This window comes from Methylobacterium oryzisoli (assembly GCF_046557895.1).
Taxonomy (GTDB): domain Bacteria; phylum Pseudomonadota; class Alphaproteobacteria; order Rhizobiales; family Beijerinckiaceae; genus Methylobacterium; species Methylobacterium oryzisoli.
Genome location: NZ_JBKIBX010000021.1, coordinates 82,375 through 96,438, shown reverse-complemented (window position 1 = coordinate 96,438; position 14,064 = coordinate 82,375). Strand labels below are relative to the sequence as shown.

At 66.6% G+C, this 14,064-nt stretch carries 11 protein-coding genes; 5 read left to right on the top strand and 6 right to left on the bottom strand.

From position 1 onward, the window contains the following. A partial coding sequence (locus ACKUB9_RS20035) for a response regulator (protein ID WP_407525997.1) occupies positions 1 to 218 on the bottom strand: 218 nt, incomplete at its 3' end. A gap of 689 nt (positions 219 to 907) precedes the next feature. On the opposite strand from ACKUB9_RS20035, the gene ACKUB9_RS20030 reads away from it, so the two are divergent. Then, complete coding sequence (locus ACKUB9_RS20030) at positions 908 to 1,858, top strand: AraC family transcriptional regulator (RefSeq protein ID WP_407525994.1); 951 nt, start codon at positions 908 to 910, stop codon at positions 1,856 to 1,858. 1,292 nt (positions 1,859 to 3,150) lie between these two features. Here ACKUB9_RS20030 and tetH read toward each other — a convergent pair. The 4 genes from tetH to ACKUB9_RS20010 are packed head-to-tail and all read right to left on the bottom strand — an operon-like array spanning position 3,151 to position 6,305. After that, the gene (gene tetH, locus ACKUB9_RS20025) at positions 3,151 to 3,945 is read right to left on the bottom strand and encodes a thiosulfate dehydrogenase (RefSeq protein ID WP_407525992.1); all 795 of its coding nucleotides are present in this window, start codon (positions 3,943 to 3,945) and stop codon (positions 3,151 to 3,153) included. A gap of 12 nt (positions 3,946 to 3,957) precedes the next feature. Continuing rightward, the gene (locus tag ACKUB9_RS20020) at positions 3,958 to 4,503 is read right to left on the bottom strand and encodes a c-type cytochrome (RefSeq protein WP_407525989.1); all 546 of its coding nucleotides are present in this window, start codon (positions 4,501 to 4,503) and stop codon (positions 3,958 to 3,960) included. Continuing rightward, positions 4,490 to 5,761, bottom strand: coding sequence for a sulfite dehydrogenase (soxC, locus tag ACKUB9_RS20015; protein ID WP_407525986.1), 1,272 nt, complete (start codon positions 5,759 to 5,761; stop codon positions 4,490 to 4,492). Before soxC ends, ACKUB9_RS20020 begins: the two co-directional genes overlap by 14 nt. 52 nt (positions 5,762 to 5,813) lie before the next feature. Further along, on the bottom strand, positions 5,814 to 6,305 hold the full coding sequence (locus tag ACKUB9_RS20010; RefSeq protein WP_407525983.1) for a DUF302 domain-containing protein: 492 nt from the start codon (positions 6,303 to 6,305) through the stop codon (positions 5,814 to 5,816). A gap of 551 nt (positions 6,306 to 6,856) precedes the next feature. Between ACKUB9_RS20010 and ACKUB9_RS20005 the strand changes: the two genes are divergently transcribed. From ACKUB9_RS20005 to ACKUB9_RS19990, 4 genes are all read left to right on the top strand, one after another. Beyond that, positions 6,857 to 8,128 carry a glycosyltransferase gene (locus ACKUB9_RS20005; RefSeq protein ID WP_407525980.1) on the top strand — a complete coding sequence of 424 codons (1,272 nt, stop codon included), beginning with the start codon at positions 6,857 to 6,859 and terminating at the stop codon, positions 8,126 to 8,128. A 13-nt stretch (positions 8,129 to 8,141) separates the two neighbouring features. Then, positions 8,142 to 9,413 carry a multidrug effflux MFS transporter gene (locus tag ACKUB9_RS20000; RefSeq protein WP_407525978.1) on the top strand — a complete coding sequence of 424 codons (1,272 nt, stop codon included), beginning with the start codon at positions 8,142 to 8,144 and terminating at the stop codon, positions 9,411 to 9,413. Positions 9,414 to 9,426: 13 nt separating this feature from the next. Next, entirely contained in the window at positions 9,427 to 10,329 is a 903-nt protein-coding gene (locus tag ACKUB9_RS19995; protein ID WP_407525975.1) for an alpha/beta fold hydrolase, read from the top strand. Positions 10,330 to 10,452: 123 nt separating this feature from the next. After that, positions 10,453 to 11,271, top strand: a complete 819-nt coding sequence (locus ACKUB9_RS19990; protein WP_407525972.1) for a CDP-diacylglycerol diphosphatase — start codon at positions 10,453 to 10,455, stop codon at positions 11,269 to 11,271. Between the two features lie 232 nt (positions 11,272 to 11,503). Here the strand turns inward: ACKUB9_RS19990 and ACKUB9_RS19985 are convergent, their stop codons facing one another. Continuing rightward, the gene (locus ACKUB9_RS19985; RefSeq protein ID WP_407525969.1) at positions 11,504 to 13,780 is read right to left on the bottom strand and encodes a xanthine dehydrogenase family protein molybdopterin-binding subunit; all 2,277 of its coding nucleotides are present in this window, start codon (positions 13,778 to 13,780) and stop codon (positions 11,504 to 11,506) included. Between the last annotated feature and the right edge of the window lie 284 nt (positions 13,781 to 14,064).

Below are 14,064 nucleotides of genomic sequence, written 5' to 3'. Positions count from 1 at the left end.
CCGAGCCTCAGGTCGAGGATGACGAGGTGGGGCTCGCCGACGCGCAGCTGGGCGGCCATCTCCTGGCGGCCGGCGGCGGTGGCGACCAGAACATCGTGCTCGCCCAGGTAGGTGGCCAGCAGCTGGCGCATCGCCGGGTCGTCGTCCACCACCAGCACACGGATCGGAAGTGGCGTCGGATTGTAAGCACATCCTGCGAGAGTTTCCGGCCTATTCATCGGTTCACCCCTCATGCTGAACGAAATGCAAGCCAATGAGATGAGTCGGACAGTTGTTTTGTGTTACAATATTTTCAATGATTTCTTATTCGGCGGCGAGCAGGCGCCGCCGGTATTTCTACTTACGACTACTGCCGTGATTAAATGCGGAATTGCTGCGAGATGAATGGATCCGCCAATCATCATTTCGGATAAGAATCGAAGGAAGCGCGCGCTTGGACATTGATCATGCAGGAAGCGCGCGGACGAGGAGCAACGCTCCCTTGCGATGCGATAGGATGAAGGGTCGATGAGCCGCGATGGAGGTGGACCGAACCCTTCAGCGCGCCGTCAGGTGTCGATGAGACTCTTGTGGGCACCCGGTGGAATTGGACCAGCGGCCTCGTCATGCCGATCGTCGTTTTTCGCGTCTTCTGCGCAGAACCTGGCTTTGCGACTGAGACGAGCCCACCAGCGACCGCGGCGCTGATGGTGGCGCTCACGGCCGGCTCCCACGCGATGGCGCGATGGTGAGCACGCCGTGTGGCGCGCATAGATCTACGCTCCAAGACATCCCGGTTTTATACCCGTTGGACGCAAGATTGTGGCCCAGCGGATCAATCAGCTTTCGCGGCTAGAAGATCTGGTGCACCGTGCCACTTCCACGACTGCGAACGCGCTCAGGTCTGCGCCGCTGGTCCGAGGATGACATGACGAAGGTATTGATGGAGGACGCCTTGAGCGGGCTCGCGCCGCTATTGCGTGTGCGGCCGCAGCTCGAAGACGTCTGCCGCTTCGGCGGAACCTGGGCCTCCGTGCACGAATCCGAGCCGGCCGGGCAGGCCTACTTCCACATCGTCACGCACGGTCGCGCGACGCTGCAGCGGCCCGGGGATGAGACTCTGCAGGTCGAGGCGGGAGACATCCTGCTTCTGCCGAACGGCGACGCTCATACGCTGCGCAACTTGGAGGCGAGCGCATCGGTGGTTCTGCCCGTCGCCGTCCGGCAGCGAGGTCTCCTCCGGTACAAGACCAGTCTCGGGGCCGAGCCGGAGGTCGAACTGATCTGCGGCCGTCTGCGCTTCGAGGCCGCGCCCCAGAGCCTGATCGTCGCCGCCCTGCCGGATCTCCTCGTCCTGCGCGTCGACGAGCAACCCTTCTCCACGCGTTTCCATCCCTTGCTCGTCGGTATTCGTGAGGAGCTGAGCGACGAGCGGGCCGGTGCCTTGGCCATCGCGGAGAATCTCGCGAGCGCGCTGTTCATGTTGATGCTGCGCATCCACCTCGAGGGATCGGCGCCGGCCGACGGGCTGTTGCGGCTTCTCGCGCAGCGCGTCACCGCACAAGCGGTCCTCGCCATGGTGCGCGATCCGATCCGCACCTGGACGCTCGACGATCTCTCCGACGTCTCGGCCACCTCCCGGGCCACGCTCGTTCGGGCCTTCCGCAAGGCCGCGGGAGTGGCGCCGCTGGAGTTTCTGAGCGACTTGCGGCTCGGCTTGGCCCGTCATCGCTTGCGCACCGGGGCGGCGCCCCTCGAAGCGATCGCGGCCGAGGCAGGTTATCAGTCATTGGGGGCGTTCAGCCGCGCGTTCCTGCGCAAGTACGGCGTTCGTCCCGGCTACGCCCGCCGGGAGGCCCACGCTCCCGCATCGGATTGATCCGCCCCGCCACCCGATCCGGCCCGGCCGTTCCATCGAGAGCGGCTCGGCCAGCGGCCACCGCCTGAAACGCCACGGCGGACGGAAGACGGGCCGGATCAGCATGGTGAACAGGTTGGCGGTGCGTGGTGGCCTTCGCGATCACGCTGCGACGCGACGGCCGCTTCACCACCTTACGCCCGTTCCGGTCCTGAGATCGTCACCATCGCCCGGCGTCGATCCGTGGATCTGCCGGATGCCGGGCCAAGGCCGCTCAGCACCACGGGCAGGAAGGCCATTGTCCAGGGTGCAGGGGCGTTGCGGCCCGGCTCCCGAGATCGCGCCGATCACTCCGGAATCCGGGGGGAAGACCCTGGACGAACGCCGTCGGAACGTCGCCGGTATAGGGATCGGCAATTCGACCGGGGCCGGCCTGATCGACCGTTGCACCCCCGAAATCCTGGACCTCGCCATCCCACCCGTCGATGGTACGGTCACCGCGAGCGAAGACCGGATCAGCGGAGCTGACGGCGGTGAGCAGAGCGAGAGCGAACATCGAGGCGCGTGCCATTCTCTGCTGTCCCTTGCCGCTTGGAAGCGATCTGGCTCTGAATGATAGCATCTTGCAGTTTCCTTTCGCGTGGGATGATGTGATCTGAATCAATCTAAGGAGTACGCAATCACGCATATCGGGAATGCGAGTGCGATGTAGAGGTAAGTAATCGCAGCGCGAGTGAAGTTGAAGACTCCGACAATTGGACTCGACTTTCTGCGATGATTGAAGCGCTGGCCTCAAATCACGAAAGCCCGTTAGGCGGTCCGTGCTCATCTGAAATGATCCGGCATGCGCGCAGCGGCATGCGAACAAGGACGGCAATGCTTGAGCTTCATTCCATGCTCCATCTTGTGTGCGCTGATAAAGATGGAGAAACGCGATTGCAAAAGTATTTCCGAATTGTCTGTACTCATTACACCCGTTACATGATAGTGGTGCATCGAGAGGGGATCAATTGACATCAAACGCTCTGACAATCGCAGAAATGTGAGAAGCAAATTGGCCGAATTTGGATCGGTAGCGCGCAATTTTGATGAGTACCTTTAATCGATAAGCTGCTCAATTCGGATCTTGTGAGCATGCGAGTGCATCATCGACAATGCAGACGCTGTAACGACTTGAGATCGAGAGCTCGACTTATGATGATCATGCCGCTTGGCAAGCTGGCTCAGCCGGCGCTCTCAGGGCGCCGCGCCCTGGACGTGATCACGCGGCGGCCGCGAAGCGGCACTCGCCCGCCATGGTCGAGGCCGGGATCTCAGTCGCCCTTGGCGTAAGTGAAGCCCGTGCGCTGCAACTCGACCAAGAACGCGACGACGCTGGGAACGAGCACGGCGCCCGGTACGAGATGATTGGTGAGATCGGCTGCAATCATGTCGGCGGACGGGCCGGATCCTCCGTCTCGCTGATGCACGATGCGGGCGATCGCGTGGATCGAGTCATGGCAGGCGACGAAAACGGCACCACGCTCCTGAAGGGTGCAGATGTTGTTGTTCTCCGGGCCGTAATAGCCGTTGATGCTCTGAAGCGAGTCGGCTGGTGACGTGCCGGGCTTCCGATGAAAATAGCTATTCCTCGAAGCTGCATTGCCGGCAAGCGATGCCAGATTGTGCGTATCCCAGGCAACCTGGTCGAACAGGGCGAGGTGCGCCGAGCCGTGAACCGCGGCGACGGCCAGGAAGCCCGGGTTGTCGTGCGCAAAGACCTGCCCGGTCATCGCTTCTCGCATGAGATTGAGCCATGGCGAGGCGAGCTGTGTGCATTCCCAGACTTGAAGGGATCGGTACTTGTAGGCGAGCACCGCTTCCGCAGCCTCGTGGTCCCACTGGTCGCGGGAGGTGACCACCAGGGGGACCGTGCCGAATGTTCGACGCCGCGGAGCGTCGGCAAGGTGCCGCGTGAGCGCGTCGAGCGCCTCCCTGCCCGGGTCGCTCGAGCGCGGAGGTGGCGCAGCCAACGTCGGCGTTGCCGCGCCCGCCCCTGCGAGCAGGGCCGCCTGGCTCAGAACCCCGAGGGCGATGCGTCGGCTGGGATGCGCAGATTCGTAGGTCATGGCTTGCCCCGATCACGGTTGGCGGGAATTGCGGATGACGCGAAATTCCTGATCGGGAACGAAGCCATCGCGGTTCGGCATCCGGATCATCGGCAGGTTCGAGCGATTAAGGACCTGAGTCGGTGGCACGATGCCGTTGAGGCTGAGTATGTAGGCGACGACCGCATAGGTTTCGTCGTTGCTCAGCGACTGGGGTGCTGGATACGGCATCGCGCGGCGGATGTAGTCGAAGAGCGTCGTGGCGTAGGGCCAGAAGCTGCCGACGGTCTTGATCGGCTGATCGGTGGCCAGGGTGCCGTCGCCGCCCACGAGCCGGTCCGCAACCGCGCCCTGCCCGCGCTCGCCATGACACGCGGCACAGTTCTCCTGGAAGACCTGACGGCCCTGGGCAGCGGTTCCGCTTCCGCCGGGAAGGCCGGCACCGTCGGGCCGTACATCGATGTTCCAGAGGTCTATGTCCGCGCGCGTCGCGGGCCGTCCGAAATCGTAGGCCGATGCGGCCGGACCAAACAACGATGCGATCGAGAGCCCGAGCGCAGCGGCTTTACGATAAGACATTCCGCACCGCTCCATCTTCTGATACCCCCCAGGTTTGCTGGGCGTTATAGTGGAATAGAGCATTCGTTCCGGTCATAGCGATGAATGCGGCTCGATTCGGCTGCGCATTCCCCTTGTCGTCGGTCGATCTGCTGACGATTTTCGTCGATCGTCCATTCCATTCCCAATCCATCTGAAACGATGTTTGGGATTTCGGAAGTACGGGCTGGCCGATATGTGCATCGCGCCAGGTGGCCGCACCATCTGTGCTGACCTCGACGCGGACGATGCGTCCGTAGCCGCTCCAGGCAAGACCACTGATCCGGTTGTAGCCCGGCCGGATCTGCATCATGCCGGAAGGTTTGGTGATGACCGAGTTGACGCCCTGTTTCAGTTGGAACTGCCGAGCCGTTCCGTCGGCCTGGAGCTGCGTGTAGCGCGCCGTCTCCCAGCGCGTCATCCACGGCCTGTCGCCGAATTTCAGCCGGCGCAGCCACTTGATGTTGAGGTTGCCCTCGAAGCCGGGAAGGAAAAGGCGCAGGGGATAGCCGTGCGCAGGCCTCAACGGCTCGCCATTCTGGCCGTAGGCCAGCATGCCTTCAGCGATGATCTCGTCGGTCAGCGGGATGCTGCGCGCGACGGCAGATCCGTCGCCACCCTCAGCCAGCATCCAAGTCGACCGTCTGTCCACGCCGACGAGATCGATGATGAAGGACAGCGGAACGCCGGTCCATTCGTTCGTGCTGATGAGACCATGGGTATTCTGAACGGTCACATCAGGGGGAGCTTTCTTCCAATTCTCCCAGCCGTTGCCGGTGCACTCCAGGAAGGCGATGCGCGACAGCGACGGCATGGCGAGGATCTCGTCCATGGTGAAGACGAGTTCCTTCGTCACCATGCCATGAACAAGGAGCCGATGTTTGCCGGGATCGATGTCAGGTACCCCGGCATGGCTGCGCTCGTAGTGAAGATCTGCGGGCGTGATCGTCCCGACGAGCCGATCGAGCGGGGTCTTCGAGTTGATCGCCTCGCTCGGATCGACGTGGCGCAGGCCCGGCGTCGATTCCGGCTGCCGCTCCAAGTGGACGAATCCCGAGCGCGCGCTGGTGGCGGAGAGAGAGGCGCCGGGTCCGCGGGCCGGCACGTCGGCGAGGCTGTCGGCCGCGACGTTCTGGGCGACGGTTGTTCCTGCCAATCCCGCCGCACCGACCAGCATCTTACGGCGCGACAATCCCCTGGAGAGCAGGTCCTGCTCTGCTCCTCGGCGCATCCGGTTCATGGTTCGATGTCCTTCGGCCGACCCATCGTGAGCGTTGCATCCAGCGAACGGATCAGTTCTGGGTGTGAGCGCCGATCGCGGTGGCGATGAGCGCCTCGGCGCCCGCAAGTTTCTCCGCCTGCCCGGCCGGAAGCCCGTGCTGGCCGTCGAGCGCGCGCGCCGGTTTGTAGACGACGAGGACTTTCCCTGATGCGTCCTCGCGCACCAGCACCTTGAGCGGGAGTTCGATGCCGAAATCCGGCGCTGCGATCATCAAAGGCGTACCGCCCTTGGGATTGCCGTAGACGAGCAACGTCGTCGGCGGCATATCCAGCCCCACCGAGCGCGCAGCCTCCCGCTGATCGATCACGGCGAAGATCGTGATGCCTTTGCTCTCCAACGCCGTCCGCAATCTCTGGACGGTTTCGGAGAACGGGTATGCGCTTTCGCGCTTCTCAACCTCGACCATCTTTGCCTCCGCCGCATCGGCGTTCGTCACAGCGATTGAAGCCAGCAGTGCCATAGCCGAGATCAATGGAGAGAATTTTCCAGGACAAGAGATCATCGATGGGCTCCTGCATGTACATTCGACGCGAAAGACTATGGCTGAAACGATTATATAGCTCAGCATTGTATTTCAATTAATATTGAATATTCGAAAGTGAGCTTGATATCGCCGTAGATCTTGATGAACGGCGCCGGATGACCCTCATCGCGGGTTCAGAAACGTCTGGAAGACGCTAATCCGACATGGGCAGCGGGCAAATGCTCGCCAGGCTCAGCGTTATGTCCGTGCGGATCATTCAATCCGAGCGGCGCTCCACGAGAGAGCCGGGTGGGTTGCCCGTGCGGTCCGGGGCAGGACGGGCGACGCGCCGCCCGCGGCTCGCCCTCGTGCGCGGCGAGATCGCGGGACCGCGCCGTGCCGGGTGCGACGCCCGTCTTACGGCTGAAACAGTCCGCGCCGGTGCCGACACAGCCCTGCAACCGGGGTCCTTGAGCCTCGCGGCATGCATGAGGCGGATCGGCCTCCGCACTCGGCTCCCCGGTCCCAGGCACGCTCCGACGAGGGAACACCTGTCGGCGGCGCGCCGGACGTCGACCCATGGATGCGCCATGTCCCACGACCTGCTCCTCGCCTCCTTCGGCACTTCGGGCAATCTCAGTCCCCTTCTCACCGCCGGGCGCCTGTTGCGGCGCCGCGGCCACGGCATCCGCGTGATGGCCGATCCGGCCATGCGCCCCGAGGTTGAGGCGGCGGGCTTCCCCTTCGCTCCCTGGCGCCGCGCGCCGGTCGGGCGCGACGCGGACCCGTCCGACTTCTCGAACCCCGTGGAGTGGTTGCAGCGCGCCGTCTTCGGCCCCGCTCCGGCCTACGCGGCCGATGTCCTGGAGGAGATCGCCCGGCAACCGACCGACGCGCTGATCTGCATCGACATGCTGATCGGCGTCGGCCTCGCCGCGGAGCGCGCCGGCCTGCCTGTCGCCCTGCTGTCGCCGCACATCAGCCTGCGCCCGCTCCCGGGCCTGCCGCCGGCCTCGAGCGGCCTGGCCCAGCCGGCGACCCTGCAGGAGCGGCAGGAGGCCGAGGCGGCCGCCGCGCAGTTCGCGGCCCTGCTGAACGGGTTCCTGCCGGACCTGAACCGGCTGCGCGGGCGGCTCGGCCTGCCCGACCTGGCCGAGGTCATGGACCTGTTCGACCGGGCCGATCGCGTCCTGCTGGCGATCAGCCGGGCCTTCGACTTCGAGGCCGATGGGCTCCCGGACAACATGGCCTATGTCGGGCCTCTCCTCGACGAGCCGGGCTGGTCGCGGCCCTGGCGCTCGCCCTGGCCGGCGGATTCGCGGCGCCCGCGCGCGCTGATCGCCTGCAGCACCGGGGCGCAGGAGCAGACCGGCCTGATGCAGCGGGTCATGGGTGCGGTCGGCACGCTGGAGATCGACGCCGTCGCGACCGCCGGGCCGAACGTCGCCGTCGAGGCGCTGCAGGCACCCGAGAACGTGCGCCTGCTGCACAGCGCGCCCCACGACGCCGTCATGAAGGAGGTCGCAATCGTCGTCACCCAGGGCGGCCACGGCACCGTCAGCCGGGCCCTCGTCCACGGCCTGCCGCTCCTCGTCCTGCCGAACGGGCGCGACCAGGGCGACAACGCCGCGCGGGTCGTGGCGAAGGGCGCGGGCCTTCGCCTGCCGCCCGACGCGCCGGAGCCCGAGATCGCCGCAGCGGTGACCCGACTCCTGACGGAACCCGGCTTCAGGGCGGCGGCCCGGCGCCTCGGCGCCGCCATCCGCACCGACATCCGCACCTCGCCGCTCGTGCGGGAGATCGAGACCATGCTCTCGGGCCGGCAGGCCGCGCGGACCCGCCCGCAGCGGCCCGCGGCCTAGGGGGGCGAGCCCGATGCCCACCGACACGCGAGCCCGGCCGCGGGGCACGTCTCTGCGGCCCGAGTCGGGAGCCTTCACGCTGCTGCTGGGCGTGCTGGCCTCGCTGCCGACCTTCGGGATCGACCTGATCCTGCCGACTCTGCGAGCGACCGGCGAGGCCCTCGGCGCGCCCTCCGGTCAGGCCGGCCTCGCCATGAGCGCCTACCTCCTCGGCCTCGGCGCGGCGCTGCCGGTCTACGGGCCGGTGGCGGACCGCCTCGGCCGCAAGCCCGTGATGCTGTTCGGCGGCGCGCTCATGGGGGCGGCGAGCCTCGGCTGCCTCCTCGCAGGGACGCTGCCGCAACTGCTGCTGTTCCGGACCCTCCAGGGAGCCGGGGCGGCGGGACCGGGCCTGATCGCCCTCACGCTCGTGCGCGACTTCTTCGAGGGCGAGGCCATGCGGGCGCGGATGTCCTTCGTGGTCTTCGCCGTGAACGTCGTCCCGATGGTCGCCCCCTCGGTCGGCGCGGTGCTGCTCGCGGCGGGCGGCTGGCGCCTCGTCCACGCGGTGCCGCTCGCGGCCGGGTTCGGCGTCCTCGCCGTGCTGCCGGTCGTGCCGGAGCCCACCCGGCGCGTCGACGGTCGCCTCACACCGGGTGCCGTCGCGCGGCGCTACCTCGCCATTCTCCGCCACCCGGTCTGCCGCGGCTACGTGCTGTGCAACGCGGCGGCCTTCGGCATGGTCTTCGCCTACATCACCGGCTCGTCGCTGGTGCTGATCGACGCGATCGGGGTGAGCCCAGCGCAGTACGGCCTGATCTTCGGAGCCAGTTCCCTCGCGGTGATGGCCGGCGCGCTCCTCAACGGATGGCTCGCCGCCCGGGGCGTCTCGTCCGACCGGGTGATCGCGTCGGGTCTCGCCCTCGCGACGGCGCCCGCCTTCCTGCTCGCCGGGGCGTCGCTCGGCCCGCCCTCAACCCTCCCGGTCGTGCTCGCCATGATCGGGATCGCGCTGGCCTTCGGCCTGATCTCGCCCAACGCCGTGAACCGGGCGATGCAGCCGCACCGAGAGATAGCCGGGTCGGTCAGCGCCGTCGTGCTGTTCGTGCAGATGGCCGCTGCGGCCGCGTCGAGCGCCCTCGTCTCGGGCTTCTTCGACGGCCATTCCGCTCGCTCGTTGGCGGTCGTCACGGGCGTCTCCTGCGCGGCGGCGATCGCCGCCTATCGCAGCATCGACCGCCGCGAACGGCGGGCTTCCGGCCGCGTCCCCGCGGCCAGCGCGCCGCCCCTCGATCCCGCTCAGTGAGGACGATGATTCCATGTCCGACGAACGTACCCCTCCCGTGCGGTTCCTGACGCGCAACGGCGTGCGCCTCGCCCACGCCGAGGCCGGGCCCGCCGACCCGTCCGGCCCGCCGCTCGTCCTCATCGGCGGCTGGACCGGCGACCACCGGATCTTCACGCCGCAGATCGCGCATCTCTCGCGACGGCACCGCGTGGTCGCGGTCGACCTGCGCGGCCACGGCGCGAGCGAGGCGCCCGAGCAGGAATACACGCCGGCCGGCTTCGCCGCCGACGTGGCGTGGCAGTGCGAGGCGCTTGGGCTGGAGAAGCCGGTGGTGATCGGCCACAGCATGGGCGGCGCGGTGGCGCTCGAACTCTGCGGGCGTTACCCGGACCTCGCCGCCGGCCTCGTGATGATCGACACGATCGTGCTGCCGCCCGCGGCGATGCGCGAGAGCCCGGACGTGCAGCATCTGCTGGAAGGCATCGGCGGCCCCGACTACGCGGCGGTGTCGCGCGCCAACGCCTGGGACATCGGCTGCGACTACGACCATCCGGACCGGCGTCGGGCGATCTTCGAGCGCTTCATCCTGCCGCCCTGTGAGCGGACGCCACAGCACGTGGCCTCCTCGACCCTGCGCAACTTCGTTCTGAACCACGACCCCGAGCCGGCGGCGCGCACCTGCCGGATCCCGATGGCCTACATCTCGGCCGACGTGCCGCTCGTCACCGCGGCGCGCGATCTCGGCCGCCTCCAGGCGCTCTGCCCCCAGCTCGTGGTCGCCAAGACCATGCTCGCGGGCCATTTCTGCACCATCGAGGTCGCCGAGCAGGTCAACGCCATGCTCGACCGCTTCCTGGCGGTCGGACTCTCCCGCCCATCGCAGACGGTGCCTCAGCCGCACTCGACACCGTTGCGATCCGCAGCCACCCCGTGACCGGCGCCCTCCAGCCTCGCTCCCGACATCGCCGCATGCGCGCCGCGCCGCCCGTTCCCTCTTCACCGGACATGATCGGCAGACAGAGACTCATGGTCCGAAAGCAGAGCCTCGCGTAGTCGGATGCAGCACGAACGCCGACGGCATGTCTCGATCTTGGTAAGCCTCATCGCTTTGTGTTGCTTGCTGATTGCCTGTGCATTGTACAGTGGATCCCTCGGTCAGCTTTTCGGCGCTGGCACGAAGCTTTGGAGTATCGTGCACGGCCAGTGTGTTCCTCGCTGGCTGTCGGAGCACAAACCTGACCCTTGTCGAAAAGTCACCATTGATGACGACCCTAGGCGAGGATGGGTGATCCTCAAAGATCGCATCGGCAGGGCTCAGCACCTCCTCATCCCGACAAGCCGGATCTCGGGGATCGAGAGCCCGCTCTTGCAAGCCGCTGGGGGTCCAAACTATTTTGCTATCGCTTGGCGTCATCGCGAGTTTCTTGCCGACAGCCTTGGACGGCGGCTGACGAGCCATGACGTCATTCTGACCGTGAACTCACAATATCGACGCTCGCAGGGGCAATTGCACGTCCACATGGATTGTGTGCAGTCGAGTGTACGGGAACGCATAGAATCCATCAAATCTCAGATCGGTGAAGAATGGTCCTTGTTGCCTTTGCGGTTGGCGGGGCATCGATTTCGCGCAAGACGGATTCTAGTCCAAGACACGATCGAGCAAGACACGATCGAGCCGGACCCCTTTCGGCTTCTGGGCATTCTCGGCGATGTCCCGACTTCCGAGATGGGGCATCATTCGCTTGCAGTACTGGCTGCCGATTTCGGGAAGGACGGCTCAGGCTTCATCATTCTGGACGGTTATGTCAGCGATCGACTGAGGGGCGGCGCCAACGGGGGAGAACTTCAGGACCACGATTGCAATCTTTCACGATAGACTGATCATGCTTTTGCGAAAATTCAAATTATGATTGTTATCTGATTGTGTCATGCCGATCATGCCTGGTGTGATCGATCAGGATCTTCGTCGGCTTAATGAGGCGATAGACAAAAATCCGATCACGTTGGCGTCGGATCTTGCTCGTGATCATCGATTTGATCGCATTCTCTGCAATGGAACGGTACCCGCTTCCTCGGAAAACGCTTCAGCCTACCGATCAGAGGCGATTTCAGTGTTGAGCCAGATCCTCGATCCGGATCGGCAGACGGCGGATGCGGTGGCCGGTGGCGTGGTGCACCGCGTTCGCGATCGCCGCATTGACGCCGATGATGCCAAGCTCGCCCAGGCCTTTCACGCCGAGGGGATTCACGCTCGGATCCGGGTCCGGCAGCAGCAGGGCCTCGACCACGCCGACATCCGCCGACGTCGGCACGAGATATTCGGCCAAGTCCGGATTGCGGTAGGTGGCGCCATCGAGGACCGTCTCTTCCAGCAGGGCCGAGCCGAGCCCCCAGATCATGCCGCCGACGAGCTGGCTCCTGGCGGTGAGCGGGTTCAGGATCCGGCCCGCCGCGAAGGCGCCGGTCAGGCGCGGTACGCGGATCTCACCCGTCTCGGCATGAACATGCACCTCGGCGAACTGCGCGCCGAAGGCCCAAGACAGCGCGTCACCCCCCGTGGTCAGGCCGATATGGCCCGAGCGCAGATCCTCCAGCGCCCTGGGCTTCGACCCTGGCGGTACGAACTCCGCCACCACCTCGATGCCCTCAGGATCTTCGAGGCCGGCGGCTGCACCAAGCGACAGCCGGCGGCCGTCCGGTTCCGCCAAGGCGCCATCCGCGAGGACGAGGCTCCCCGCGTCGCAGCCCTCCAGGGGCCGTCCGGGTGCCGTGGCCGCCCGCGCCAGATGCGCCCGCAGGTGATCGCAGGCGAGCATCAGCGTGGTCATCAGGCTCGTCGTGGTGCTCGACCCGCCCGAAATGCCGGCTGGCGGCAGGGCGGTGTCGCCGAGCCGCACCCGCACCCGCTCCACCGGCACGCCGAGCCGGTCGGCGACGCCCATCGCGAGGAGCGTGGTGATGCCGTTGCCGATCTCGTGATGGGCCGCGGCGACCTCCGCGGAGCCATCGGGGAAGAGCCGCAGCCGCATCGTTGCCGCGGCAATCTTCACCGGCCGCACGGAGGACGCACAGCCGAGACCGATCTGCCACGGCCCGTCGCGCAGCCTCTCGCCTCGCGGCAGCCGGCGCTCCCAACCGAAGGCCGAGGCCGCCGCATCGAAGCAGGCCATCAGCGGTCGCGTCGAGAAGGGCTTGCCGGTGATCGGATCGGTCGCGGTGTCGTTGCGGCGGCGCAAGGCGATCGGATCCAGCCCGAGCTCCCAGGCCATCTCGTCGACGGCGCTTTCCAGGGCGAAGAGGTAGGGCACCTCCGGGGGCGCCCGCATCGGTCCCGGCGTGTTGCGGTCGACCCGGACCGCCCGCTCCTCGGTGCGAACGGCCGGGCAGGCGTAGAGGCTCGCGGTCACGTCGGTCCCCTCCATCGCGAAGGGATCGAAGCGCGAGGTGATCACGTCAGCCTCGTGCACCAGTGCCGTGAAGCGCCCGTTGCGGTCGGCGGCGAGGCGGATGTCGTGACGAGATTCCGGGCGGTAGTTCGCGATGGTGAAACATTGGCGCCGCGTGGGCACCAGCGAGACCGCACAGCCAAGGCGCTTGGCTGCGAGCGCGACGAGCGCGGTATGCTGGGAGAGTCCGAACTTCGATCCGAAGTGCCCCCCGATCGGGCCGGAAATCACCCGGATGCGGTCCGGAGCGATGCCGAGCTGCGCGGCGAGACCGTGCTGCACGGCCCCGATGGACCGGGCCGGCTCGTGCACGGTGAGCCTGTCCCCGTCCCAGGCGCAGCGGGTGGTGAACAACTCGATCGGATTGTGGTGCTGGACGGGCGTCTCGTAGCGCGCCGCGACGCGCGCCGCGGCGGTCCGCCAAGCGGAATCGGGATCGCCCTTGGCGATATCCTCGTGGTGCGACGTCAGGTCGGCGAACCGCACGACCTCAGCGCCCGGATCGTCGAAGGTCCCGGCGGCGGGCTCCGATTCGTAGCTGACCCGCAGCAATGCGGCCGCCCGGGCCGCCGCCTCCTGCGTTCGGCCGACGACGAGCGCCACGACCTGACCCGCATAGGCAATGCGGTCGGATGCGAGCGGACGGTGCGAGCTGTTGACGTAGCCGCCCGCCATCAGGTGGGGCACCGGGGCGACGGCGTCGGCAAGCTCGCGATGCGTGAAGATCCCGAGAAGTCCCGGCACCGCTTCGGTATCCGACCGATCGAACCCGGTGATCCGGCCTCGTGCCACCGTGCTGGTGACCAGAGCCGCATGGGCGACCACCCCCTCTCGCGTATCGGACGCGTAGACGATTCCGCCCGTGACCTTGGCAAGGCCATCGATCCGGACGTGCGGGCGCCCGAGCAAGCCCCGCTCAGCTGGGGTCTTCCTGTCCATCTCGACCTTCTCCGACTGCCGGCTCGCTGAGACGGCAATCGCGACCGGGGGGCTGGGGTCCCGTGCGGCATCGGATCGATGGGGTGACATGATGCTGCGCCGGAGGCACCGGGGTGGCGCCCGGTGCGGTGGAGGCTCCGCGCTGGCTGCACCAGACTATTGCCGCGATTCACCACGTCGGCGGCCTTGTTCCCGATCGAACAAGGGGCCGCCCTAGCCAGCTGCCAAGTCTGGGGAGCAATCGCCCAAGCAGCACAGTAGGACCGCGACCTCGCCGCGGCCTT